We start from the raw sequence: 26579 nt of genomic DNA on the forward strand, positions 1-26579 counted from the left end.
AGCCGGCGTCTGGTCGCTCTAAGAAAGGGACGCAGCAACCCCGAAAAGTTTTAGATTCTCATAGGTCAAGAAAAAAGCGGTTGAACGGAAGGGAGCTTCTGTTCAACCGCTTATTTCTTGACGCAATACTCAGGCTTTATCCCTTCACGGCGCCGCCCATCAATCCGCGGACGAAGTACCGCTGCATGCCGAAGAATACGGCCAGCGGCATCAGCATCGACACGAACGCCGCCGCGGTCATGAGGTGCCAAGCGTCGCCGCGGGAACCGGCCAGGTTGGCGATCCGCATCGACAGTACCTGCACGTCTTCTTGTCCGCCGAGGAAGATCAGCGAGACGAGGTAGTCGTTCCACACCCAGAGGAACTGGAAAATGCAGATCGAAGCGATGGACGGAACCGCCAACGGCAGGATGAGCCGGGTGAAAATCGTGAAATTCGACGCTCCGTCCATGAAGGCGGACTCGAACAGGTCTTTCGGCAACTGACTGATATACGAATACATGAAATAAGTGGCAAGCGGGAGGCCGAAGCCGGCGTGTACGATCCAGATGCCCAGGAACGTGCCGTTCAAGTGAAGCGCCGCGAAATCGTTCGACACCGGTATGAGGGCCACCTGGAGCGGAACGACCAGCAGCATGATCACGACGATGAACAGCGTTTTGCGCAGCGGGAACTTCAGCCACGCGAACGCGTAGGCGGCGAAGGTGGCGATCAGGATCGGAATGACCGTCGCCGGGATCGAAACGACGATCGTATTGAGGAACGCCCGCGACATGTTGCTGCCCTTCTCCGTCCGCTCGCTTCCGTCCGGCTGCTTCAGCACGTACGTTTTGCCGGTCAGTACGCCCGCGTAATTGTCCAAAGTAAAGTTTTTGCTCATCGTCCACCCCGGCTTCTGCACGTCGATCAGCCGGCCGCGCCGGTTTTCCCAAATCAGCGTGGAACCGTCCGGGGCTTTGACCCCGCTGCGCAGCTGCTCGTCCGTGTAGGTGTTGCCGTTTACTTCGATCGGCTGACGAAGATCGGTATCCTTAGGCAGCTGGATTCGGTCCTGCGTGACGTCCTCCCGATGTGGGATCACGGTCCACCAACCGGTTTTCAGGATGTCGCTGGCGGGGCGGAAGGACGAAATGAGCAGTCCGACCGTCGGAACGAGCCAGATGAGGCAAATGAAAGCCAGAATCGCGTTGACCAGCGTCTTCGAGCCGGTGCGGCGGGATTTTCTTCTCATGTCAGATCTCCCCCTGTTTCCGGATCTGGCGCAGGTTGAACACGATCACGGGAATGACGGCGATCAGAAGGACGATCGCCAGCGTGGAACCGTAGCCGAAATTCTGGTACATGAAGAACTGGCGGTAGAACTGGGTCGCCACGACCTCGGTGTCGTATTGTCCGCCGGTCATGACCATGACGACGTCGAAAATTTTCAGCGTGAACACGATGATCGTGGTCGTGACGGACAACAAGGTTCCGGAAATAAACGGGATGATGATGCGGAAAAAGATGCGGATTTCGCCGGCTCCGTCCATGCGGGCCGCTTCGAGAATGTCCTCCGGCACCGTTTTCAGGGCGGCTGACAAAATCACCATGGCGAATCCGGTCTGCATCCAGATCAGGATGACGATCAGGAACAGGTTGTTCCAGGGCTGCGTCATGCTGGTCCAGGCCTGCGGCTCTCCGCCGAAGGCGACGACGATGGCGTTCAGCAAGCCGATCTGCTCATCGCCGGGTTGATAGTAGTAGATGAATTTCCAAATGACGCCGGCGGCGACGAACGATATCGCCATCGGCATGAACACGATCGCTTTGGCCAGCCGTTCGAAGCTGCTCCGGTCGGCCAGGACGGCAATCAGCAGTCCCAACACGATGCACGCGGTGGCGCCGAAGACGACCCACAGCAGGTTGTTCCGAAGCGCGGTGAGCAGCAGGCGGTTGGTGAAAACGGCGGCATAGTTGGCAAATCCCACGAACTTGCTGGAACCGGCGTCCTGAAAGCTCATGATGAGCGTGCGCACCGTCGGGACGAGCAGCAGCCAGCCGAGCAGGCCGATCGCGGGACCGATGAACAGGAACGGCTGGATTCTCCGTTTCCACTTCTCCGGATACAGCTCGATCACCAAGTTCAGGGACCAATAAATCGTATATACGCCTCCGACTCCCCAGAGAATGGCAAGGATCGCGTGGAGGATCGGTTGAAGTTGGGCGTCGCGCAGCACGATGAAAATACCGGCGTGCAGGGCGGCGTTCAACAGGGGAACCAGGATCGACCAAAAAACGATTCCGGGTACGCTCCGTTTGGTTGCTGCGGCGGCAGATGTCGTCATCGGAATCTTCCTTTCTCCAATCGCTGCGGCTTCTTGGCCGTCGCGCCGGACGAAGGGCGCCGAAAACTCGGATACTTCAGCGCCCTCACGTTTCCTATTCGCGGCGGATTACTTCTTCCAGCCCGCTTGGATTTCTTCCATCGCTTTATCCAGGTCGACCGTTCCGCTGACGAAGTCGGTCATGCCTTTCCAGAACGTGCCCGCGCCGACCGCGCCCGGCATCAGGTCGGAACCGTCGAAGCGGAGCGCCGAAGCTTTCTGGATGAATTCGGCCATGCGGCGTTCGACGTCGGTCGTGTACCAGGACGGATCCGCGTCGTTCATCGGGGCGATGACGCCGCCGGATTGCACCCAGGTCTTGATGGACTCGCCCGTCGTGAAAAATTCCATGACGGCGCGGACTTCCGGACGGTCGTTGAACATCGCGTAAATGTCGCCGGAGACGAGAGCCGGAGTGCCGTATTGCGGATCGATCGAAGGCAGCGGGAACCAGTCGTAATCTTCGCCGGCTTTCAGGCCTTCCGGGAAGAAGCTCGTGATGAAGCCCGCTTGGCGATGCAGCCATGCCTTCGGCGGGTTGTCGAACAGCACCTTCGGCGCGTCGCCGAACGCCGTCGTGACGATGGACTTCCGTCCGCCGTACACGGCTCCGTCCTTAAACCACAGGTCGGCCATTTTCTGCACGGCGTTTTTGACGATCGGATCGGTGAACGGAAGCTCGCCTTTCACCCATTTGTCGTAGTTTTCCGGAGTCGTCGTGCGCAGCATGATGTCCTCGATCCAGTCGGTCGCCGGCCAGCCGGTGGCGGCGCCGGATTCGATGCCGATCGACCAAGCCGGGTCGCCGTCTTTGGCGATCTGTTCGGTCAGCGCGAGCAGTTCGTCCCACGTCTGCGGCACTTTGTAGCCTGCCGCGTCGAATTCCTTCTTGTTGTACCAGACCAGGCTCTTCACGCTGCTGCGGTTCCAGACGCCGGCCATGACTTTGCCGTTCGGACCGTCCATGGTCGCCATGTCCAGCCAACTCTTGTTGTAGTTCTTCTCCAGCTTCGCTTTATCCATGAAGGTGGTGACGTCGATGACTTTCCCCGCCTTGACGAGGCTGGCCAGCAAGCCCGGCTGCGGGAAGTCGGCGATATCCGGCGCGTTGCCTCCGTTCACGCGGACGGAGATCGTCGCTTCGAATTCCTTGGAGCCTTCGTAGGCGATATCGATGCCGGTTTTCGTTTCGAAGTCTTTGATCGCTTCTTCGAATTTCACTTGGTCCACGTCGACGAACGGACCGGCCATCGTCACTTTCGTGCCTTTGAATTTGCCGGCGTAAGCGTCGGCGAGCGGACCGCCGTCCGCCGCGCTGGCGCTCGGAGACGCGCTAGGCGAATCGCTCGGGGATGCCGCCGGGGAGCTCGCGGGCGCCGGGGAGCTTGCGCTCGGGGACGCTTCCGTGTTGTCCTTCTTGCCGCCGCATGCCGCGAGCAGCATGGAGAACGCCATGACCAAAATGAGTCCAATCACGAATTTCTTTTGTCTGATCAATCGACTCAGCCCCTTTATGGGAATAATAAAGTGATGCTGCGGCCTTTCCGTTTCAAGGCCCCTTGTGCCTGCCGTCAGTCGCATGCGAATGGTTTCGGGAAATCGGATGTCCCTGCCCCACCTCCTTATAGAGTTCATGGGTCGTCCGCGATCGTGAAAGGCCTTTCAACCTCAAGCATAAGGACCGGATCTTCCAGCCCGCTGATGCGGCGTGCAGCTTGTCGACCGCCCGGGTGCCGATCTTGTACAAACCCGATCGCGAGTTCGTCGGACGTCGTGAAGACGGCGGTTAAGCCGAAGCACTGGGCGAACAGCTCCGCCGCGGCCTCGTACGGATCGTACATCCATCCGTCCATGAACACGATATGCTCCCGCGCGTATTCCGATTCATATTCTCGCAGCGTGCGAAGGTAGCCGCGATATCGGGTTTGTCCGGCGATGCTGTCGGTCAAACCGAGCCCGATGTATCCGATGCGTCGATGGCCGAAACAAGACTGTCAAGCCCAATCTTTCTCGGCTTGTCCGAAAAGCTATCCGTTTCGGATTCTGAATATGCCGCCGTCCTGCGCGCATACGTAAATTTCCCCGTCGGAGCCGGCTCCGAAAGAAGTGATCTGCAGACCCGATTCCGCAAGCACCCGATGGGAAGCGGTTCCGTCTCCCTTGAGGCGCAGCCCCCATATCGTTCCGAACGCATAATCCGCGAAGACGTACCAGCCTTTCAGCTCAGGAATGGACGAGCCCCTGTAGACGTATCCTCCCGTGACGGAGACCCCGTCTTCACGGCCGTATTGGTGGATCGGCGGAATCAGGCCGTCCGACGGACAGCCCTCGGCCGGCTTGTAGCAGTCCAGGCCTTCGCGTACGTTCCAGCCGTAGTTGCCGCCCTTCTCGACGAGGTTGATTTCCTCCCATCGGTCCTGCCCGACATCCGCCGCCCACAGCCGTCCGGTCGCCGGATCGAAGCTGAACCGCCATGGGTTCCGCAGGCCGTATGCGTATACCTCGGGAGCCCCGCCTCCTCCGGCGAACGGATTGTCCCCGGGGATGGAATAGGCGAGTTCCCCGTCCGTGCGGTCGACGTCGATGCGGAGGATTTTGCCCAGCAGCGAGTGCTTGTCTTGCCCGTTGCCTTGCGGGTCTCCCGCGCCTCCGCCGTCGCCCGTCGCGATATACAGCATACCGTCCGGTCCGAAGGCGAGCTGGCCTCCGTTGTGGTTGGCACGCGGCTGGCGGAACGTCAGGATCACCTTCTCGCTGGAAGGATCTAACCGATCGGAAGCGGACGGATCCGCGGCGAAACGCGAAACGACCGTATGCGTCTTCGTCGTGTAATTCACGTACGCTTCGCCGGGACGGGAGGGATGGAACGCCAAACCGAGCAGCCCTTGTTCGTTGCCGTCGTCGCTCACGCGGTCCGTAATGTCCAGCACAGCCTCCGGCGTCGCCTCCCGGCTGCTCGGATCGAGAAGGCGGATCCGGCCCGCCTGTTCCACGACGTAAAGGACATCCGGACGGTCGAAGCGTCTCTCTAGTCCCGTCGGCCGGTCGTACGTTCCCTTAGGCGCGATCTCCTCCAGCCGGATGAGAACCGGCACGGCCGAATCGTCGGAAACGGCGGAGGCCGAAGAGACCGGATCGTCGGAGGCGGTCGAGGCCGAGACGCCCGGATCGTCGGGCACAGCCGAGGCCGACGTACCGCCGTTCCGATCCGAATCGCAAGCCGGCGCGAATGCCAGCAGCAACGCAACCGCCAAAAACCGTTTTTTCATCCCGATCAATCCGATCGCCGCCTTTCGGTTTTGAAATGGAATCTTCTTCCATTCTCTCACATTTGGGGCCTTTATGCACCCTAGGTACGCCCCCAATCCTTTCGGCAAAAAAAAGCACCCCGAATGACGGGGTGCACATCGTGCAATTTCTCATAGTCCACTTGTTCACACACGTAAAAAAGCGCTCCCGCCGTGTTCCCGCGAGAGCGCCCATGATCAGCTTGTGCTTGCTTTCGTAACGTAGAACGTATACGTCTGTTCAATCGTGCCGTCCTGGGATTTAGCGGTAATCGTCAGTTCCGTTGTCGTGCCGGTCAGAATCCCGGAATTGGAGAGACCTGTATTCGTGCAACCCGGCACTGGACCCCAGCCAGCCGTGAGTTGGCTTTTTGTCGTGTCAATCGTAACATGGTAAACATAGACGTCAGGATCGAGTCCCGTCCATCCTGATACGATCTTCTGATTCGGCGTCTGGCTAATTTGAAAGTTAAGCGAAGGTTTGCGTTTCACCGTTAACGTATACGTCTGGGTCGTGACTCCATATTTGGCCGTAACGACGATCGAGATCGTATTCGTTCCGGGGTTGATCGGGAGGGAGATCGTACCCCCACTAGCCACATGCGTCCCGTTCACCTTAATGGTCGCATGGGATCCGCTCGCCACCGGCGTGAGCTTGACGGTGTCCACCGTATAGTTCACGGCGTACACGGCAGCCGCGACCGTATAGTCGGTTGTAGCGGGATCGATTGTCTGCGCGAGCGGAATCGGATTCGATTTGTCATCGGTAAACGTAAATCCGATTAACGCCGCATCCGTCTCCAGCTCTTCTCTCGTGAACGCGACCCGATAGGTGCGGGTTGCCGTTCCGTCTTCCGAAGTGACTGCCGTTTCGACGACCGTCTCCGCGCCGCGGTCAGAAGGATCGGTTCCGACTGGCCCCCTCCAGCGACCGTAGCGCCGTTGGGAAAGCACCGCATGCGTCTGGCTTGCTTGGGGACGAACGCGAATCCTCCAGATATCATGAGGAACGGACACCGTGTAATCGGTGATGCCTGATTCAAACGTCGGGGCAAAGGCGATTTCGGCACCGTTCGGGTCCAGCAGCTTGAGGTCGCTCAGCGCGGCTTCGTTCGAACCCCTGTGCACGTTCAGTTGGTACGTTTTCGTCGCTCCGTTCATGGCCTGCACTACGATCGTGAAGATATTGTCCCCCGGTTCGAGCGATTCGGTCCCCGTTCCGGAGACGACCGTCGCGCCGTCCACGGGTTCCGCCGTCAATACGGCCGTCTCCACTTCGTAGTTCACTTCGACTCTGTAGGAAGTGACGGACGGCGTGAAAGACGGGATGCTTGCTCCGTTCACGGCGATGCCGGCGAGCGCGGCGTTCGTCGAAGGCGCTCGCGTCACCTTCACCTTGTAGGTCCGCTTGGTCGCGCCATCCTCCGCGGTGACTTGAACCGCCAGCTCCGTGGTCGATATTGCAGGGAGCGCGATCGCGTCGCTCGCCGTTCCGCTCGCCGTATGGGCGCCGTTTACGAGGATCGACGCCCTGGCGTGCTTGGCGGTCGGCACGACTCGAACGATCGAAACTTCGTATGGAACGGTGACGTCGTAGTTCAGCGTTTCCGCATCGAAACCGGCCAAGGGAATCGCCTCGTCCCGCACGCCGTCCTCTAGCGATAGCCCGCTGAGTCCCGCCTCGCGGGAACGGGATTCCGAAGCGTTCGTCGGCGAAGTTGAAGGAGCCGGAGCGGGGGTTGATTCCGTCAGCTTCTGCTTATTGTCCGCAAACCGCTCGCGTTCCGCCTGCGATAGATGCTCCAAATACGCCTTTTCCGCCTGTTCCTGCGCCTTCCGGATTGCTTCCCGGTTGGCTTGTCCCTTCTCCGATTCCCGCTTCTTCAGCTCATCCAGCAATGCCGCGTTCCGCTGACGCTCCGCTTCCTCCGCCTGTCGAAGCTTCTCTTCCTCCTGGCGGGCATTTCGGCCTTTTCCCGGAGCGCCCGTTGCTCAATCGCTTGCGAATCGGTCAACTAATTGGGGTCACTCCCGTCCAAAATCGCGCTGTATCGCATTAAAGCGCAATTGCTTTGAACCGTAACCCGATTTTAACCGGTTACAGCGTGGGATTGGTGTGCCACTCCTTCGTCCATCCGTTCGAACTCCAAATTTTGCGCCTACAACCCGCTTACCCCTGCATAACATGGCGATCGCACGTCAATAGATCAGTCGTAGTAAAAAAAGCACCTCGATTGGCGAGGTGCAATTCGCTTTACCCAATATGTTCTTTCTTATGCGAACGACGCGAGGTCGATCTTGACCACCGCTTTGCGGATGTCGCCGGGTTCCCCGATGCTGCAGCAGGGCCGGTGAATGTCCATCGGGAAGAAAACCGCGAACATGCCCGGATTCAGGACGATTCGGGATTCGCCCGGCACCTCGCGGTAGGACAGCTTATCCTTTGCCGCGAGCTCGTCCGCCGCTATCTCCGCCGATTCGTCGTCCCGGGCGGCGAGGATCAGCTCCCGCCCGCTGAGCAGCAGTTGAATGTCCGCGTACTGGCGATGGCTCTCGGCGAACCGCCGCTCTTCGGATTCGGTGGTCAGATGCTGTACCATGGCGTACATCCGGTCCCCGTCAATCTCATATCGTCCAGCCGGGGTTTCCGCCGTCACGTTCTGCTCCAGCCACTCCAACGCTTGCCGCAGAACCGGGCTCAACCCCGCGATCTCGTCCCTCCAGTGCTTCAAATCCCCGATGATCATGAACGAACCGGCCTCCTCACACCTTCAAAATCGTCCCGCCGATGTAGCGCACGCCGCCCCGCTGCTGAATCGGGTCATCCTTGTCGTTGAAATAATAAGTCGCGAGGATTTCGCCCGGCCGGACTTCGACGGCGCGCGGGTAGCCCAGGTCGATGCTCCCGCCGTCGTCGCGCAGGATCATTTCCGGTCCCCAGGTCAAGCCGTTGTCCTCGCTGACCCTCGCCCGGATGCCGAACGAAGGTCGGCGATAACCGTATACGGCGAACAGTCTGCCATCCTCCTGCAAAGTCAGATGCACCGTGTCGCCATGGTCGTTGATGCGGGAGACGAAGCGCCAGGTCAGCCCCCCGTCGTCCGACGCGAACAACTCGTCCCAAGCGGCGGTCATGGCCGGCTTCACCCGGACCGCGACCAGGATCGTCCCGTCCTTCAGGATCACGGGAGACGGGCAAATCATCCGGTATTCCTGGGCGTTCGGCATCATGGACACGAGAGACCAATTCCGCCCGTCGTCGAAGGAAGCGAACACGACCGGCCGGTCGTGCGGGTTGTTTTTCGGCCGCGCGGTCAGGAACAGCAGCACGACGCCGTCCGGCCTTACGATGTAGGAAGGCCGGCCTTGATACCGGGGGATTCCGCAATCGGGCAGCATCACGGCTTCGCTCCACGTCTCCCCGCCGTCCCGGGACATTTTCACCCAAGGCTGCGCCCAGTCGACCGCCGAGTTCGGCGTGCACCAGCACTCGAGCAGCGTGTTCTTGTCCCGGAAATCGAACGGTTCAGAGAATTCATGACGCCGGCCGTAACGCAGCTCGTCCTGCAAGCGGATGTTGTCCGCGATCTCGATCGGGCCGCTCCACGTCCGACCGCCGTCTCGGGTGCGGACGGCTTTGATCTTGCCGAACGTCTCCACCCGGTCGTGGTTCAGCGTCCCCGGTACGGAGTAGTCGCACGGAATGTTCATGAAGCCGACCAGGATGTTGTTTTCGTCGATTTTCCACATGCCCGCGTTGAACGGCCACGAACAGAATTCCTTGTCGTTGCGGTAAAGCTCGACCTGCACCATGCCCTCTGGTTTGAACGGTTTCGCGTATTTCAAGTTGTTCCCCTCCCGCTTGATATCTTCGGACTTCGGTTGTTCGGACTTCGGTTGTTCGGACTTCGGTTGTTCGGAATATCGGCTGTTCGGATAACGGCTCTTGGCTCTTGCGGCTCCGCCGCTTACGAATCCGCGAGCAATCCCTTCCGCTTGTAATTCTCGACCATCTGCCGAACCTCTTGGTCGGCCGCGGGCGTGAGCGGAGCCACCGGACGTCTCGCCGGTCCCGCTTCCACGCCGATGTAATTCAGCACCGCCTTCAGGACGGAAGGCAGCGTGCCAAGACCGAAGGCGCTCCGCAAGTCGCGGAGAACCCGTTGGGCTTCCTCCGCCTCGGCGAAACGGCCCGCTTTCCAAAACTCGTAAATGGACGCCACCGCTTCGGGGAACACGTTCGCCGTGGCGGCGATCGCGCCCTTGCCTCCGGCCATCAGGGTCGGCAGGATCAGGGAATCCGTGCCGGCGAGCACGGAGAACGTGTCCGGCGTCTGGTCGATATACTGCAGGATGTTGTCGAAGCTGCCGCTGCTGTCCTTGATCCCGACGATGTTCGGCACCTTCGCCAGCTGGCCGACCGTTTTGGGCGCCAGCGCGTTCCCCGTCCGGGCCGGGATGTTGTACAGGATCACCGGGATGGACACGGAGGCGGCGACCGTCTCGAAATGGGCGATCAGCTCCGGCTGCGTATAGGAGAGAAAATACGGCGTAATGACCGACAGCGCGTCGACGCCGGCTTTCTCCAGCCGTACGGCCAAAGCCTCGGTTTCCGCGGTGCCCGCGCACCCCGCCCCGGCGTACACCGGCACCTTGCCCCCGGCTTCCTCGACGATGATTTCCGCGATGCGGATCTTCTCCTCGAACGAGAGGTTGAAAAACTCGCCGTTCGTCCCCAGGCAGAACAGGCCGTGAACGCCCGCCGCGACCAACCGCCGCGTCATGGCCCGCAGCGCGGGCTCGTTTAGTTCCTCCCGCTCGTTAAACGGCGTCACCATGGCGGGAATGATGCCGGTGGACAGCTCGATTGGATTCGTCATGTTCGTCTTCCTTTCTCCACTCTCAGGTCAGGTTAAAAGCCGTAAGCGGACGTGTCGATGCCCAATTCTTCCGCGATGCCCGACAGCTGCGCGATCAGCGCCTCCGGAATCGGCACGCCGGTCTCCCGGCGTTCGCGTGCCGTCTCCGCGCCTTTCTCGCCCGGCAAATAAATCCGGTTCTCCCCGTTGCCGGAGGAGAGCACCATGCCGAGCAAATCCTCAAGCCGCTCGCCGAACAAGTCCGACGGAAGGATCCGCGCCAGGTTCAAGACGATCATGGAACAGCCGATGCCGGTCGGCACGGCGGAATCCGCCATCCGTCCGACGTTTTTTCCGTAGTTGGAGCCGGAGAGCACGCCTGCCAGAATGTCCATGATGAGCGCCAATCCGTACCCTTTATGTCCCCCGATCGGCACGAGGGTGCCCCCGCCTTGAAAGCCTTCATAGGGATCCGAGGTCGGATTGCCGTTCTTGTCCAGCGCCCACCCCAGCGGGATGGACTCCCCTTTGTTCTGCGCCATCACCAGCTTCCCCATCGCCACGTTGCTGCAAGCCATGTCGAGGATGACCGGGTCGCCGTCCTTCCTCGGAACGGCGAAACACACCGGATTGTTCCCGAGCACGCGCTCCGTCCCGCCGGTCGCGGCCATGAGGGCGGCGGCGTTGGACGTGACGAACCCGATCATCCCCGCGTCGGACGCCATTTTGGCATAAGAGGAGGCGGCTCCGAAATGGCTGGCATTGCGGATCGTCACGAAGCTGATCGTCTGCGAACGCGCCTTTTCGATCGCCTTCTCCATCGCCAGATGGGCCGAATAGTGGCCCATGCCGTGGTCCCCGTCCAGCACCGCGGATTGCTCGGTCTCCCGCTCCCAAACCAGGTTCGGCTTGCGGTTGATGCCGCCGTCCCGGATTCGCCGCGCGTAGACGGGGAGCTGCATGATCCCGTGCGTATCCGTTCCCCTGGCGTCGGCGAACGCCATATGCCGGGCGGAAATTTCCGCGTGCAAGGGCTCGAGCCCGAGGCGGATCAGACATTGTTCGATAAACCCACGGACGGAGTCGACCGGAATGGTGATCATCGCTCGCCCCCCTTTCTAATGAATCCCCAAAAGTTCATCCATGCCGCTCGCCCGTCACCAAGGGGGTGAAAATGGGTGATTCTCAGGAATCAACCCAACTGACCCGATTTAGTGGATCACATCCGCTATTTCCCGCGAGTCAGATCGGCGAGATCCGGAAATATCGATCCATCAGTCCTGGGCAACATAAATTCCCCTTACAAACCGTTCACGACGGACGCGGGACGGAGCCGGCGCACCAAGACGTCCGCGACGTTCCGCGCGCAGGCGACGCCCACGTTCGTGATCGCTTCCCGGGTGTAACCCGCCGCATGGGGAGTCGCGATGAAGTTGTCCAGCGAGAACAGCGGATGCTCCCGGGCGGGTTCATGCTCGAACACATCGAGCGCCGCCCCGGCCAACCGGCCTTCCTTCAAGGCGCCGTAGAGCGCGCTTTCGTCGACCAATCCGCCCCTTGAAGCGTTGACCAAGAAGCTGCCCCGCTTCATCACCCCGAGCTCCGCGGCCCCGATCAGATGACGGGTCGTCTCGGTGAGCGGCATGTGCAGCGTGATATAGTCGCTTTGCCGGAGCAGCTCCTCTAGCGTCACGAAGGACACGCCGTACTCCTCGGCGAACCGCTGGTCCGGGTACGGGTCGAAGGCCAAGATGCTCATCCCGAAGCCTCGAGCCCGCCGCACGACTTCTTTCCCGATCCGCCCCAAGCCGACGACGCCGAGCGTTTTGCCGCCGACTTCCCCGCCCAACACTTGCGGCCATTCGCCGGCCTTCGTGCGGCGGCTCGTCTCCTCGATTCGCCTCGCCAGCGCAAGCAGGAGGCCGAACGTGAAGTCGGCCACCGCCGTCGCGTTGCCGTCCGGGACGTTGGTCACCCATACGCCCCGCCTCTTCGCCGCTTCCAAATCGATATTGTCCACGCCGACGCCGTGCTTGCAGACGATTTGCAGCCGCGGCGCCTGCTCCAACAGGCGATCGTCGACCGGCGTGTAAGCCACGATCATCGCATCCGCGTCCTTAACCGCTTCCCAGAGCTCCGGCCCTTCGGCCTGCGGCGGGATCCGGACCACTTGGATCCCTTCCGCCTCGAGCAGCCGGATCGGTTCGTCGGAATAACGGGCGAACGTAGATGAGGTCGACACGACTTTCATGTTGTCACGTCCTTCTGAGAGGTCTGCCGAATGGAATCCGGAACCGTGCGGCCTGCCGCGGCTTGCCACTTGGACATGAGCCGCATGAAGAGCAAGCTCGCCAGCACGCCGAAGATTCCGTAGGCGACGAGCGCCATATCGATGCCGAGCCCCGACTGGACGACGGACAGCGAGGCCGACACCAGGAAGCCGATGCCGGCCGACATTACTTTGAAGATGCCGAAAATGGTGCCGAACTGCCGCCTGGCCATTTCGCCCAGCCACAGGCTGGTCGGCGCCATGGTCACCGTGTACAGGGCGGAGGAAAGGATAAACAGCGCGATCGTCAGCCACGCGCTCGACTCCAGCCCCGAAGCGAGATTGCACGCCGCGCTCAGCAGCATCGGCACCGTAATGAGCTTGGATAAATGTTTCTTCATCAGAAAGCCTGCCGCGATCGTGAACAGCAGCCCGACGATCGAGCTCAGCGTCATGACCCGGGAGTAGTCGCCGCTGCTGACGCCGAGGTCGTCCATCAGCTTGACCGGAATCAGCACCAAGTTGACCATGAGGGTATGGTTGAGCAGGCCGTTCATCAACATGTACGCCAGCAAAGGCTTGTCGCGGAGCAGCGACTTCCAACCGTCGGCCATCCGCGCCGCGGTCTGCCGGACCGTCTCCCGGGATGTCCCCGCCTCTCTCCGGTCTTGCGGGTAGAGCGACAAGGCGGCCAGACTGAGAAGCGCGATCGCGGCGAAAGCCAAGAAGGCGGCGGCGAATCCGGATTCGATGAGAAGGCCGGCGCACAGCGGACCGGCGATCGCGAATCCGATGAACGTGGAGCGGTACAACGTGTTGGACAAGCCCCTCAGCTCGTTCTTTACGCCCTGCGAGAACACGTTCATGCTGACGAGCAGGATGGCGGACACGCCTCCGTACAGCGGGAAAGTCGCGAACAACATCCCTTTGCCGGGGTTTGCGACCGTGAGGACCGATGCGGCGGCCAGAACGACGATAGCGGCCGTCGCCGTCTTTTTCTGTCCCCACGCGTCGGCGATCCCGCCCATCAGGAGAATGAACGGAATCGTAACCGCGAGGCGCAAGGAACGAAGCAGCGCCAAATCCGAAGCCGGCAGTTCCAGACGGTTAACGGAAAATACGGTAAACGCGACATCCAGACCGCTGAAAACGACGGACAGCAGCGAGGAGATGCCCACGATCGCCCAGAGCTGCCTGCGGGAAACCGAGTCCAGACCCTCACCCTCTTTCCTGCATGCTCCTGGAGGCGGCACGTTTGGCCAAAATCGCCCCGCAGCCCACGACCGCCAAGGTCAGCACCGCGGGGACGATCGGCAGGCCGCCCGCCAACACCGGCTCCAGCAGGCCGTGCACCCATTCGTCCTTCACCAGCATTTCGCCGGCCGTGTAGCCGAGCAGTCCCGCGCCCAACCAGACAATGACGGGAAACCGTTTCATGAGCCGCGTCAGCAGGCTGCTGCAGAAAACGATCAGCGGGATGCTGACGGCGAGGCCGATTCCGATGAGCAGCCAGTCGCCCTGCGCCACTCCCGCGACCGCCACGACGTTATCCAAGCTCATGACGACGTCGGCGGCAATGATCGTGCGGATCGCCTGGCGGATCGAGAGGCCGGATCGGCCTTCGCCCTCCTCGTCCTCTTGACCCGTCAGCAGCTTGACGGCGATATAGAGGAGCAGAATCCCCCCGCAAGCTTCGACGAGCGGCACCTTAAGCAGCCACACGGCGACGCCGGTCAGGGCTAGCCGCAACAGCACCGCCCCCATCGTGCCCCAGAAGATGGCCCGCTTCTGCTGCGCGGGGGGCAAGCGGCGGCACGCCAAGGCGATCACGACCGCGTTGTCCCCGCTCAAGACGATGTTGACCAGCATGATTTTCAGCAGACCGAGCAGCCAATCCCCTTCCATGCGCTCCCTCCCGATCCGATCAACCGGTAATCCACTGCTCGGTCAGCACGACATGCTTCATCGCCTGCCGGTTGCCGTACGCGTAAGCGGCGTGGATCAACCCGTCGTTCGTCTGGAGGAGCCAGGGATATTCGTAAGTGCGGTTCAAATGCTTATTGGCCTCGCCCGTAAACCCGTCGCCCTGCTCGAGCTGCCGGATGTACGGCCAGGTGCGGCCTTCGTCTTCGGACAGCGCGATCGAGACGGGGAACCGCGTTTTCGGCCAGATCGTCGCCGTCGGATCGTCCCCGGCCTGAAAATGATTGTAAATGACGGCAAGCCTGCCGCTCTGGAGCTTGATCGCCCGGATCGAGGCGTTGTTGTTCGGAAGCGTCGTGCGCTCCGGCTCCGTCCAGGTGCGGCCCCAGTCGTCCGAGCGGCTCACGTAAATCCAGTCGGCGGAACGGCTGCGGAAGAAAGCGCTGAGCCGCCCTTCGCCCCATTCGATGATATTCGGGTGAACCCGGCCCCGGCTTCCCGGAATGGGATACTCTTGCCAGGTAAGGCCTTCGTCGCCCGAAATCCGGACCAGGCTGGTGTCGTTGCCGAACACGGTGCCGGCGTCCCTGCGGCTGATCCACATCGGGAAAATCCATTCCCCGTTGCTCAGCGCCACGATCGGCGCCCGGCAAAAAGAACCCGGCGTTTCCGAGAAGGTCCGCGTCGGCTCCCAAGTGCGTCCGTTGTCCAAAGACAACCGGCAACGGATCTCCGACGTTTCCTGCCGGGTCGCCGCGTCGACGTTCGTCGCGGGGTCGTACTTCTCCTTCTTGTCTTCCCGCGGCATTTGCGCGGTGTGGAGAAGCATCAGCCCGCCGTCCTTCTTCTGGAATAACACCGGGTTCTGTTCGGATCGCACCGGATCTTCGGATACCGCGACGGGGTCGGTCCACCGCGTCTCCCCCTTGGCGAGCCTCGACATCACGATGCGGATATCGCTGCGGCCTTCCTCCGTATCGCCCGCAAACCATACCATCAGCAGATCTCCGTTTTGCAGCTCTATGAGGCTCGGCGCGTGGTTCACGATATGGGGCGTCGGCAGAATCGTTTCGGCGGTTCCGTTCCCCGTCGAACGGAGCTCGCCGTCCTTCGGCATCGGCGCGGATACTAAATCTCGGAATGACGTCATCGGATGAATCCCTCCTGATCGGAATAAGTTAACCGTTCCGCTTCGGCGCCAGCTCGACGGCCATCCGGATCGCTTCCATCAGCGAGCCTTCGTCGGCCTTGCCGGTGCCGGCGATATCGAACGCCGTGCCATGGTCGACGGACGTCCGGATGATGCCGCCGTTCAGCCCGACGGTGATGTTCACGCCGGCTTCCAGCCCCAGCACCTTGATCGGACCATGGCCCTGGTCATGGTAGCAGGCCACGACGATATCGAAGTCGCCGCGCACCGCCCGGAAGAACAACGTGTCCGCGGGCAGCGGGCCTTGGACGTCGATTCCTTCCGAGCGGGCCCGCTCGATGCCGGGGATCAGCTTCTCCTCTTCCTCGCCTTCCCCGAACAGCCCGTTCTCGCCCGCATGCGGATTGATGCCGCATACCGCGATTTTGGGGCTCCGGACGCCCGCGCGACGAAGCGTGTCGTCCGCCAGCCGGATCACCTTGTACGTACGTTCCGGCGTAATCCGGCGAATGGCCTCGATCAGCCCGACGTGCGTCGTCAAATGGATCACTTTGAGTTTCGGCGCCGACAGCATCATGGAATAGTCGTTCGTGCCCGTCAGGTCCGCGAGGATCTCCGTATGCCCGGGGTAACGATGCCCTCCTTTGTGCAGCGCTTCTTTATTCAGCGGCGCCGTGCAGATGGCGTCGATCTTGCCCTCCTTCGCCAACGCCACGGCTTTCTCGATGTACCGGAAAGCCGCGTTCCCGGCTTCCGCCGAGATCCGTCCCACCGGCAAATCCGCCGGCAGCAGAGCCAAGTCGAGCACGTCGATCGTCCCGGGTTCGTACGTTCCTTCCGCCGGGTCCGAGACCGGTCGGATTTCCGCGCGGACGCCGGCATAACCCAACGCCCGGCGAAGAATGGCGGCATCCCCGATGACCAGCGGACGGGCGGAACGGTAAGCCTCCTCCGTCCGCAACGCCTTGACGATGATCTCGGGGCCGACGCCGGCGGCGTCCCCCATCGTGATCCCGATGATTGGTTTCATGGTTACGATTCTCCCTGCATTTTTTTGAGCGCTTTCGAGAGCGCGTTGGCGGCGCCGAAGCCGCCGGCTTTGGTCACGGCATAGACGGGCCAGTCCCCCGACAACAGGCCGATCGGCATGCCGATCTCCACTTCGTCGATGAGTTGAAACTCCTTTACGCCTAGAGAGGAGCAGACTTGCTTGGCCGTGTCTCCCCCGGTCATGACCAGGGCGTTCAGCCGGAATTCGCGGATCAGCCCGGCGGCCGTCTCCCCGAGCACCCGGGAAATCCGGTCGCTGACCTCTTTCGGATCCCATCCGCGTTCTGCGCCGACCCCGTTCGCGAGCGCGATGTCTTCGGGATTGCCGGCCGTATACAAGACGACGTGCCGCCCCCGCTTGATCGCCTCGGAAGCCAGGACCGCGATCCTTTCCTTTTCCCGGCTGGCCGCCGTTTCTTCTTGAACCGCCAAGTGCGAGTTCATCTGGATCCCTTCCACGCCCGGAAGCTTCAGCAGATGGTCCAGCTGGCTGCGGCTGTTCCGGTTCACGCTACCGACCACCGTCAGCACGGGCGACCGGGAAGCATGCGGAACTTTCTGCGACTGCTGCCGTTTGAGATACGCCTTGCATAGATGGTTCGCGAGCCCGGCGGAGCCGATCCAGACGACGCGGCGGCCGCTTTCCTGCACGGCATGCACGATCAGGCGAAGGTCCTCTTCTTTCAAGGCGTCGAATACGACGTAGGGCGCCGATTGCCGCACGGCTTCCGCCAGCTTCTCCTGGATCCTCGCGTAGCCGGACAGCAAATCGTCGGAAGTGACTTGATGGACGGGACGCCCGGATTGCGCGCGGATGATTTCCGGCACGTTCGGGGACGTGACCGGCGTCTTCGGATCGCTCGCCATTTCCGTCTCGTGCAGCAGGGCGCCGTCGAGGTAGAAATCCCCTCCCTTGACGATCCTTTTGTTCTTCGGATACGCGGGCGCGATGACGACCAGCTCCGGCTGGAACACGTCGAATACGGCGTCGATCTCCGCCCCGATGTTGCCTCGCATGGTGGAATCGATTTTCTTATAGACGAACTCGACGGAATGGGGCCGCAAATATTCGGATACGGATTTCACTTTCCGGTACGCTTCGTCCTTCGGCAAGGATCGGCTGTCGGTGTCGATCACGACCACGTCGAGATCCTTGGCCAATTCCGGATCCGGCTCCAGGAGCACGGACGTGTGCAAGCCCCGCCGGGCGAATTGGACCCCCGTGTCGTTGGCCCCCGTCAAGTCGTCGGCAATGATGGCGAACTTCATGTCAAACACCTCGCTGGACGGTAATGCCAATCACCCTTTGACGGATCCGATCAACATTCCTTTGGTGAAGTACTTTTGGGCGAACGGATAGACGACCAGGATCGGCGCGACGGACAGGAAAATCGCGGCGGCCTGAAGATTCTGCGGCAGCAGTTGGACGCCGTGCACACGGATGCTCTCCAGCGACGTTCCGTCCTTGCTTCCGGCGACGATCAGGTTGTACAGCACGACGGTGATCGGCTTCAGGCTTTGCTTCTGCAGGTAAATCGCCGGAACGAGGTACTGGTTCCAGATGGCGACCGAATAGAACACGCACACCGTGGCGATGGCGGGACGCGCCAGCGGGAAATAGATTTTCCACATCGTCTGCAGGTCGTTGGCGCCGTCGATGTACGCCGACTCTTCCAGCTCTTCCGGCAGCGCGTCCAGGAAGGAGCGCATGATGATGAGCAGGAACGTGTTGACCGCGTTCGGGATGATCATGACCCAGAACGAGTTCACCAACCCCAGGCTTTTATACACGATGAAGTTGGGGATGATGCCCGCTTCGAACACGAAGGTGAAGACGAAGATCAGCATGATCGTTTTGCGGCCGACGAGACGCTTTTTACTGAGCGGATAAGCGGTGAGAAACGTGAGGATCACCGCGACCAGCGTGCCGACGACGGTATAGGCGAAAGAATTCCACAGCCCCTGCGAAACGCCCAGCCTCGGGTTGTTGAGCACGTACCTGTAGGTCTCGACGTTCCAGCCTTTCGGGATCAGATACACCTTGGAAGCCGCCGCGTAAATGCCGTCGCTGAGCGAGACGGCCAGAATATTCCACAAGGGATAGACGCAGATAATCGATACCAAGATGAGGACAACGATGTTGAAGTAATCGAAACCGCGAAGTTTGGTTTTCATGTTGTCCCCTCCTTAAAAGAGCTGCGAATCCGAAAATTTCTTGGATGCCCGGTTGGCCGAAATCACCAGGACGAACGCCACGACCGACTGCATCAAACCGACGGCAGCGCCGTAGCTGTAATTCGGGAAGCCTTTGGTGGCGAAAGCTTGGCGGTACACGTAGCTTTGGATAACGTCCGCCGTATCGTAGACGCTGGGGTTGTACATCATCAAAATCTTGTCGAGATCGACGGTCATGATTTGCCCGATGGCCAAAATGAACATGATGACGATCGTGCCCGCGATGGACGGCAGCGTGACGTGGAACATTTTGCTGACCCGGCCCGCGCCGTCGAGATCGGCCGCTTCGTACAGATGCGGGTCTATGTTGGTCATCGCCGCCAAATAGATGATGGAATTGTAGCCGAAAAGCTGCCAGACGTTCAGCATGACGTACAGCGGGCGGAACCAGCCCGGCTCGGCCATGAAGAAGATCGGCTGGATGCCTAATCCCTCTAAAGCGACGTTCACCAATCCGCCTTGGGGGGACAGGAACGTGTACAGGATGCTGACCGCGACCGCGGAGGAAATGAAGTAGGGAAAGAAGGTGACGGTCTGGACGAACCGCTGCACTTTCCGGAACCGGACTTCATTCACCAGCAGCGCGAATAGGATCGGAATCGGAAATACGAACAGCAAGTTGAAGAAGGCGAGCAGCAGCGTGTTCTTGAGCAGCTTCCAGAAATAGCCGTCGTTCAGGAACTTCTCGAAGTGGGCGAACCCCACCCATTTGCTGTCGATGATGCTGTGGATCCCGCCCTTGATCACGTTGTAGTCCTCGAACGCGATCACCAGACCGAAAAGCGGCAGCAGCTTGAAGAGCAGCATATGGATCAGACCGGGAAGGAGAATGAGATACAGCAACCTGGATCTCCATATTTTGTTCCACACGTTGCCGCGGGCGCCGGGCGGTTTGCCTTTCAGGGCGGTTTGCATGGCTAGCACATCCTTTGAGTTTGCATGGGGGTGTTGAAAAACCGATCCGTCACTCCATCACGGGTGCCGCATGGAATGACGGATCGGATGGGCTTACTTCTTGCCGGCGTCGTACGCCGCTTGGTCGATCTCCACGATCTTGCTGTAGCCTTGCGCGTCCGCTTCCTTCAGGAAGGCGTCCCACTCGGACATCGGGCGTTTGCCGGTAATGAATTTCACCAGGTTGGCGTCGACCATCGGCTGCACGTTCGCGACGAGCTCGGAACGTTCTTTCAGCTGTTCGGTCGAATACTTGATCTGCTGCGCGACGGCGGCGTATTTGCCGAAGAAGTCCGCGGCGAAAGACTTGGTGAGCGGATCCATCCAGTCATAGTAAGCGGCGTCGTTGGACGGAACCGGGAACGTCAAGCGGTCTTGCAGGAAGTTCCACACCGGCGTGCCGAGCGGCTTGTTGCCTTCTTCTTCGAACTTGACGGTGAATTCTTTCTTGTCGCCGTTCGTCTTGAAGGATTGGCCTTCCACGCCGTAATCCATCAGCGTGCGGCCTTCGTCGGAGAACAGGTAGTCCATGAACTTGAGGATTTGCTCCGCTTTCTTCTCCGATTTGGCGTTGATGACGAACACGCGGTCTTCGCGGTAACGCTGTTCGGCCATCGGCACCTTGGACGGGTTGCCTTGGGAGTCGTTCAGCGCGTCCATTACCTTGATGTCGTACTTCGGATCGTTCTGAGGACCGCCGTTATTCATGAACCAGGACGGACGGGTGAAGAAGTCATAGGAGATGGCGCCCTTGCCGGTCAGCATTTTCGTCTGCCAGGATTCCTCGGTCTGCGTGCCGAGCACCCACTCTGGATCGATCAATTTCTCGGTGTACATCGTGTTGTACCATTGGATCAAGTCTTTGAATCCCGGCGCCATCAGGTCGTAACTTTTGCCGACGTTGTAGATGCCGTGGACTTTGCCGTTCTCGTCGATGTTGTCCTTCGCCAGGAACGCTTCCGTGAACTTGATGTAGCCGTCGCGGCCGGTGAACGGATAGAAGTCGTTCGAAGGATAAGCGGCTTTCAGTTTCCGAAGAACGTCCGTGAATTCCTGGATCGTCTTCGGATTGCTCGTGATGCCCGCTTTCTCGAACATGTCGGCGCGGTAGAACGGAACGTTCGTGATGATCGGGTATTGCTGGGGCAGTCCGTAAACGTTGCCGTCGGATGCCGTGATTAGCGTTTTGTAAGCTTCGTCCGAATCGATGAACTTCTGGATGTTCGGCGCGTCTTTCGCGATCAGGTCCTTCAGGTTCAGGAACAACCCTTGGGAACCGTATACTTCCGCTTGCGACAGCGTGACGATCATCGCGTCCGGAAGGTCGCCCGACAACAGCTTCGTGTCCAGGCCCTTGGCGTAAGCGCTGTCATCGTCGCCGCCGTTGACCAGTTCAACCTCGGCGTTCATTCTCTTCAGAAGCTCGGGGTACCACTTGAGGTCTTTCAACCAGTTGATGTACTTGCCGGCCATCATGTAGGAAAACTGGATTTTGTCGCCGCCGGCCCCGGCAGAAGCGGAAGCCGGGGATGAAGCCTGCCCGGAAGACGATGCCTCCGAATCCGAACCGCCCGACTTGTTGCACGCCGACAATACAAGAAGAACGGCCAGCACGAGAATCCATAACGACCCTTTTTTACCGAACACGCTGAATTTCCCCCTTCGATGAGGTGTAGACTTTGATTTCCAATTTGTTGCAATTTGAAACATCGAATTCCGGAAAGCGAAACCGTTCTGATTTGTATCCGCTTTCTTATTCTCAATTATAGTGATCGTTTTTCATTTTGCAACATGTATTTTAAAATTCTCATTAATTTTAATTTTTGTTGCATTTTTAAACAGTTATCGCGAAAAAAATACCCCGCACGATCGTTCGGCGATCCTGCAGGGCGCGATTGCTGCCTTTTATTCAACGCCTTTCACTTTCCGCCACAGCGTGGTCCGGTTAATATTGAGCCTTTTGGCGGCCTTCGACTGGTTCATGCCTTCCTCTTCGAGCACATACCGAATGATGTCCCTTTCGATGTCTTCGAGCGGCCGGTTCAAATCGAATACCGGCCCCTCGGCGGCAACGGACGGGGCGGAGGAACGGCGGGCGGGGAGATCTACGTCGGACCGTTCGATATACTCCCCCGTCGCTTCGCGCACGGCGGCTTCCATGGTGTCCCGCAGCTCGATCAAGTTGCCTTTCCACGGTTTGGCCCGCAGCGCATCCCAGACGTCCGGGCGCACGCCGACGATCTGCTTTCCGTACTTCTCGTTGAATGCCGAAATGAACGTCCGAACGTACTCCTCCAAGTCGTCCAACCGCTCGCGGAGCGGCTTCAATTCCACGGCCCCGCGGCCGAGCCAATCGAACGCCTTGGCGTCCAAGCGGGAATCGCTTTTCAGAGCCTTAGGGGATTCGCCGAACGAGAAAAGGACTTTGAGCGCCTTCTCCTTTATTTTCTCCGCCAGTTTCCTCTGCTGCAACGCCGGAAAACGTTCGAATCCGCGGATGTGGAGCAGAGCCCCCCGCTCGGCTTTGGCTAACAAATGGCAGGTTCTGAGGAACGCCGCCTCGTCCCCGACGGCGATTTCCAATTCGATCACGCGGGCGTTCTTGTCCCATAAAACCGCAAGCGCCCCGGCGAAAATCCGCCTGCCCGTTCCCCGTTCCCCATATACGGTTACGGGTTCTCCCGCGAGCAACTGCCGCTTCGCGTTCTGAAGCGCTTCATCCATGAAGCCCGTCGTTTGAAGGAAAGAAGGAAACGTATCCATATCCCGTTCCGGTTCGATGACCCGGAGATTCGCTTCGGTTTCCCCGCCCGGCTCTAAGGTGAGCTGGTAATATTCCGCTCCTCCGGCGATATCCAACAACCGCACGGTAAGCATCACCCGCCCGGCAGGCTCGTATAAGGCGAGAGGGCCGTTCTCCCGGATGTCGGAAGCCGCGTCCCGAAGCAGCAGCTCCAGCAGCCCGCCGTTTTCCAGGGGGAAGGGGAACTTCGTCTGAGCATGGTTTCGGACCAAGAGGGACAACATGCCTTCGGTGGCGAACAGGACGTTCAGCGACGCATCCAGCACCGCCGACTCCCTGCCGCTCTCTTTCAGCAGACGGTCGTAAATCCGGTTCATCCGTTTGTATTCGTCCAGCGAACGGCAGATGAGCTCCGCCGTGCGGAAAGCTTCCGCCACGGATTCCCGGCCGGAAGTGATGAGGACGCCCTGCATGCCAAGCTCATTGGCGAATCTCACCGTCACGGTATCGCCGACGATGATTTGCACGCCGTCTTTTTTGGCTTCGATCAGCGCCTGCTCCACTTCGTTCTCGTCATTGATGACCGTGTAAGGAAAATCGTAATCCAGCAGGTTGGACACGGACACGAAGCTTTGGATGATGTTCGGGAATCCGATCAGCCGGATTTTGGCCTGGTATTCCTTCATCAGCGTCAGCATCCGCAGCACGTCGAAGCCGGATACTTGGATCTCCACGACCGGAACCTTCGAATGCGACGCCAACAACCGCGCGGTCCCCCCTCGGCTGATGACGACGTCATAATCGCCGTTTCCGAAGGAAGCGATCTGACCGAGGCTTTCCTGCATGTCCGCGATGATCACGTGAATATCGAAATTTTCGTATTGCGGAGTCATCTGCTTGATCAGCTCGCCCAATCCTTGATAGGGCGCCACGACCAACACTTTCATTTTCCCCGGATTCCGAATCGCCGACATCCCCCTTCATCCTTAAGCCAGCAGACGGCGGTATATGGCTTCCGCATCCTCTGCCGTCATGGTTCTCGGATTATTCTGCATGAGCCGCGTCACTTTCATGGCCGCCTGGGCCAAGGCGGGCACGTCTTCCCCGGAGATGCCGAACGAGCGCAGATCCTGCGGGATGGCGAGCTCCCGGGTCCATTGCTCGATTTGCCGAATGACTCCGTCGGCATTCCGGAGTTCGCCTTCGAGCCCCATCGCTTCGGCTACGTCTTGCAACCGCTCTCCAATTACTGGCTTGTTGAAATTCATGACGTGGGGGAGCAGCATCGAATTGGCCACGCCGTGCGGAATGTTGAATTTGCCGCCAAGCGGATAAGCCAGCGCGTGTACGGCCGCCGTGCCGGAACCCGTAAGCGCCATGCCGCCGTACATGGAGCCGAGCAGCATGCGTTCGCGCGCCGCCATGTCGCTACCGTCCCGGTAGGCTTGCAGGATGTTCCGGGAAATCAGGCGGATCGACTCCAGCGCGAACATGTCGCTGATCGGATTGGCTTTCGTGGAAATATAGGATTCGATCGCATGGGTAAAGGCGTCCATCCCTGTGGCCGCCGTATGGTTCTGCGGCAGCTCTCTCGTAAGCAATGGATCGAGAACGACCAGGCGAGGCAGCAAATGGCGGCTGACGACGCCGATTTTCAGCTCCTGCTCCGGCAGCGTCACGATCGCGTTCGGCGTGACCTCCGATCCCGTGCCGGCCGTCGACGGAATGAGCACGGTCGGAATGCCCGGTTCCCGAACTCGATCGACGCCCAGCATCTCCTCGACGTCCTGTTCATTCGTGAGCAACACGGAGATCAGCTTGGCGACGTCAAGCGCGCTTCCTCCTCCCAGTCCGACAATCAAGTCGATGCCGCTTCCTCTTACTCGGTCGCACAATTCGCGAATATGCTGCGCGGTCGGCTCCGGCATGACGTCGCGAATCACCATGGAAGATATGCCGCGTTGCTCGAGTTGGCGCTGGGTTTGGTCGATGAAGCCTTGCCGGAACATCGAAGGCTGCGAAACGATCAACGCGGAACGAACAGGCGCAAGCGCCTGCAAGCGTTCGCCGAGCTGACCTAACGATCCCGTCCCCGCGATGATCTGCGGTGCGGTCTGGAATTGGTAAAATTGCGGCAGTGGGGTCATGATAGCGCCTCCCGATGTTGTGTTTCATATTTCGTCTGCGATAGATAAGCGAATCGTTTTCACCTACATACTATCGTTATATTAAACAATTTGCAATGAATACAACATGATTTCTGAGAAACTTGTATCTGATTGTTTCATATTGAAACAAATGCGTTGCATTTCGATGTAATTTCCACTATTCTCCAATAAAAAAGAACCCGCGGCAAGCGCGGGCGGAAACGATTCTATGAAGGGGACTCAGGCGGCAGTTTTTTCACGTGCAATGTATTTCTCGAAGTTCACTTGCCAAACGTCGATTTCGCGAATCCCGCTCAGGCCAACTCCATCATTTAATGGAAAGGCAGATCTACTGTATGCAACATACAAGGAATAATCATTTTTTTGTAAACTATTGTCGTAAAATCCAGGCGTCCACGGGCAGATTCATCTTGATGCGTATGCTGTTTGTTACGAGTCGATGTACGGATATGTCGGACAACAGGGAGGATTTTGCTGAGAATGAGGTGAGATGTCCGGAAAAGTCGGACAACGGAGGGGGATTCGCTGAAAATGGGAGCCGATGTACGGAAATGTCGGATATCGACGCTGCATTTGCGAGACTTCGAGCGAGTTATACGATAAAACCGGACAACGCCTTACCCGGGATGCGGCAGGGAAATCATGCTATTGTTCGAACCGCTAATATGAGCGTTCACTACGTTCTTAATTTGGAACATATCGGCTCTTTATCTGTACTTCACCCTGTCATAACGCAAAAAACTACTGTTGACTATTAGACATACTGAAGATTTGCCTTATGCCGATCGTTACGGACACCACAGCCGTTATTGGGGCAATTTCAACGTTTTTCAAATCGTAACGGACAACACGGACCTTAAGCGCCCCACATCGCGGCTAATAAGCGGTATTTTTGCTGAATAAGTGCATTCGTGTCCGTTAGAATACGATAGGTTGAGGAATGCCCCCGATAACGTCCTCTGTGTCCCTTAGCCTGATGGTGTCCGTGTTTTTCGACCTGGTATGCGAATGGGTCAATCGTAGAAAAAAAGCCAGCCCCGGGGTGATATCCCGTAAGGCTGGCTTTATCATCTCGCTTAGAAAATCGCGTCGAACAGCCCTTTCGTGTGGCCGCCCGGATAGAGCAAGTAAAGCAGCACGTAGACGGTGATGCCGGTAATGGCGGTGACGAACCAAGTCACGGCGGTCACGCGGCCCCATTTGCGGTGCGTGGCGAACTTCCGCCGGAATGCCAGCGTCAGCGTCGTAATGCCGAATACGGCAGCCACGGCGGCGAGCACGATGTGGAACAGCAAGAAGATCAAATACACGGTCTTCAGGCTGTCCGGGCCGCCCCACTCCGTATTTCCTACGAAAATGGTCCGCGACAAGTAGATCAGGAAGAAAATCAAAGCCGCCGCGGCGCCCGCGATCATGACTTTCTGATGCGCTTCCCGGTTCTTCTTCAAAATCAAACGCCATCCGATCGCCACCAGAATCGCGCTAAGCGCGATGAAGCTCGTGCTGATCGCCGGCAGAACGCTATACCCGCTCATTGTAGGCTTATCCCCCGTCCAACGACGTTTGGCATCTCATTCC

The 26579-nt window shown here is 59.4% G+C and carries 22 protein-coding genes; all 22 read right to left on the bottom strand.

Annotated elements, in window-relative coordinates:
* Positions 1 to 136: 136 nt before the first annotated feature.
* The 22 genes from PTZ19_RS16860 to PTZ19_RS16965 all read right to left on the bottom strand — a co-directional run bounded on the left by PTZ19_RS16860 (position 137) and on the right by PTZ19_RS16965 (position 26536).
* Entirely contained in the window at positions 137 to 1231 is a 1095-nt protein-coding gene (locus tag PTZ19_RS16860) for a carbohydrate ABC transporter permease (protein ID WP_276356245.1), read from the bottom strand.
* A 1-nt stretch (position 1232) separates the two neighbouring features.
* Positions 1233 to 2324 carry a carbohydrate ABC transporter permease gene (locus PTZ19_RS16865; RefSeq protein WP_276356246.1) on the bottom strand — a complete coding sequence of 364 codons (1092 nt, stop codon included), beginning with the start codon at positions 2322 to 2324 and terminating at the stop codon, positions 1233 to 1235.
* A 108-nt stretch (positions 2325 to 2432) separates the two neighbouring features.
* Positions 2433 to 3860 (bottom strand): ABC transporter substrate-binding protein, encoded by a 1428-nt coding sequence (locus tag PTZ19_RS16870; protein WP_422615011.1) that lies wholly within the window; start codon positions 3858 to 3860, stop codon positions 2433 to 2435.
* Positions 3861 to 3994: 134 nt separating this feature from the next.
* Complete coding sequence (locus PTZ19_RS16875) at positions 3995 to 4312, bottom strand: type 1 periplasmic-binding domain-containing protein (RefSeq protein WP_276356247.1); 318 nt, start codon at positions 4310 to 4312, stop codon at positions 3995 to 3997.
* Between the two features lie 78 nt (positions 4313 to 4390).
* Complete coding sequence (locus PTZ19_RS16880; RefSeq protein WP_276356291.1) at positions 4391 to 5632, bottom strand: PQQ-dependent sugar dehydrogenase; 1242 nt, start codon at positions 5630 to 5632, stop codon at positions 4391 to 4393.
* 216 nt (positions 5633 to 5848) lie between these two features.
* A complete protein-coding gene (locus PTZ19_RS16885; protein ID WP_276356248.1) occupies positions 5849 to 7549 on the bottom strand; it encodes a cadherin-like beta sandwich domain-containing protein in 1701 nt (566 codons plus the stop codon).
* Positions 7550 to 7923: 374 nt separating this feature from the next.
* Positions 7924 to 8397 (bottom strand): NanQ anomerase/TabA/YiaL family protein, encoded by a 474-nt coding sequence (locus PTZ19_RS16890; protein ID WP_276356249.1) that lies wholly within the window; start codon positions 8395 to 8397, stop codon positions 7924 to 7926.
* Between the two features lie 16 nt (positions 8398 to 8413).
* The gene (locus PTZ19_RS16895) at positions 8414 to 9496 is read right to left on the bottom strand and encodes a sialidase family protein (RefSeq protein WP_276356250.1); all 1083 of its coding nucleotides are present in this window, start codon (positions 9494 to 9496) and stop codon (positions 8414 to 8416) included.
* A gap of 122 nt (positions 9497 to 9618) precedes the next feature.
* Positions 9619 to 10530 carry a 4-hydroxy-tetrahydrodipicolinate synthase gene (gene dapA, locus PTZ19_RS16900; RefSeq protein WP_276356251.1) on the bottom strand — a complete coding sequence of 304 codons (912 nt, stop codon included), beginning with the start codon at positions 10528 to 10530 and terminating at the stop codon, positions 9619 to 9621.
* A 32-nt stretch (positions 10531 to 10562) separates the two neighbouring features.
* Positions 10563 to 11612, bottom strand: coding sequence for an Ldh family oxidoreductase (locus PTZ19_RS16905; protein ID WP_276356252.1), 1050 nt, complete (start codon positions 11610 to 11612; stop codon positions 10563 to 10565).
* 197 nt (positions 11613 to 11809) lie between these two features.
* A complete protein-coding gene (locus PTZ19_RS16910) occupies positions 11810 to 12760 on the bottom strand; it encodes a phosphoglycerate dehydrogenase (protein WP_276356253.1) in 951 nt (316 codons plus the stop codon).
* Positions 12757 to 14031 (bottom strand): MFS transporter, encoded by a 1275-nt coding sequence (locus PTZ19_RS16915; protein WP_276356254.1) that lies wholly within the window; start codon positions 14029 to 14031, stop codon positions 12757 to 12759. Before PTZ19_RS16915 ends, PTZ19_RS16910 begins: the two co-directional genes overlap by 4 nt.
* Positions 13997 to 14683 (bottom strand): TerC family protein, encoded by a 687-nt coding sequence (locus PTZ19_RS16920; RefSeq protein ID WP_276356255.1) that lies wholly within the window; start codon positions 14681 to 14683, stop codon positions 13997 to 13999. Before PTZ19_RS16920 ends, PTZ19_RS16915 begins: the two co-directional genes overlap by 35 nt.
* A gap of 19 nt (positions 14684 to 14702) precedes the next feature.
* Complete coding sequence (locus PTZ19_RS16925; protein WP_276356256.1) at positions 14703 to 15851, bottom strand: sialidase family protein; 1149 nt, start codon at positions 15849 to 15851, stop codon at positions 14703 to 14705.
* 28 nt (positions 15852 to 15879) lie between these two features.
* Positions 15880 to 16881 (bottom strand): 4-hydroxythreonine-4-phosphate dehydrogenase PdxA, encoded by a 1002-nt coding sequence (gene pdxA, locus PTZ19_RS16930; protein WP_276356257.1) that lies wholly within the window; start codon positions 16879 to 16881, stop codon positions 15880 to 15882.
* Between the two features lie 2 nt (positions 16882 to 16883).
* Positions 16884 to 18170 carry a four-carbon acid sugar kinase family protein gene (locus PTZ19_RS16935; RefSeq protein ID WP_276356258.1) on the bottom strand — a complete coding sequence of 429 codons (1287 nt, stop codon included), beginning with the start codon at positions 18168 to 18170 and terminating at the stop codon, positions 16884 to 16886.
* Positions 18171 to 18200: 30 nt separating this feature from the next.
* Entirely contained in the window at positions 18201 to 19076 is an 876-nt protein-coding gene (locus PTZ19_RS16940) for a carbohydrate ABC transporter permease (RefSeq protein ID WP_276356259.1), read from the bottom strand.
* Positions 19077 to 19088: 12 nt separating this feature from the next.
* Positions 19089 to 20051, bottom strand: a complete 963-nt coding sequence (locus tag PTZ19_RS16945; RefSeq protein ID WP_276356260.1) for an ABC transporter permease — start codon at positions 20049 to 20051, stop codon at positions 19089 to 19091.
* A gap of 93 nt (positions 20052 to 20144) precedes the next feature.
* Entirely contained in the window at positions 20145 to 21737 is a 1593-nt protein-coding gene (locus PTZ19_RS16950) for a type 2 periplasmic-binding domain-containing protein (protein ID WP_276356261.1), read from the bottom strand.
* Between the two features lie 258 nt (positions 21738 to 21995).
* On the bottom strand, positions 21996 to 23807 hold the full coding sequence (locus PTZ19_RS16955) for a sigma-54-dependent Fis family transcriptional regulator (protein ID WP_276356262.1): 1812 nt from the start codon (positions 23805 to 23807) through the stop codon (positions 21996 to 21998).
* Positions 23808 to 23819: 12 nt separating this feature from the next.
* On the bottom strand, positions 23820 to 24980 hold the full coding sequence (locus tag PTZ19_RS16960) for an iron-containing alcohol dehydrogenase (RefSeq protein WP_276356263.1): 1161 nt from the start codon (positions 24978 to 24980) through the stop codon (positions 23820 to 23822).
* Positions 24981 to 26077: 1097 nt separating this feature from the next.
* Positions 26078 to 26536, bottom strand: coding sequence for a DUF420 domain-containing protein (locus tag PTZ19_RS16965; protein WP_276356264.1), 459 nt, complete (start codon positions 26534 to 26536; stop codon positions 26078 to 26080).
* Positions 26537 to 26579 lie beyond the last annotated feature (43 nt).

The sequence above is a fragment of the Cohnella caldifontis genome (assembly GCF_029360585.1).
Lineage (GTDB): Bacteria > Bacillota > Bacilli > Paenibacillales > Paenibacillaceae > Cohnella > Cohnella caldifontis.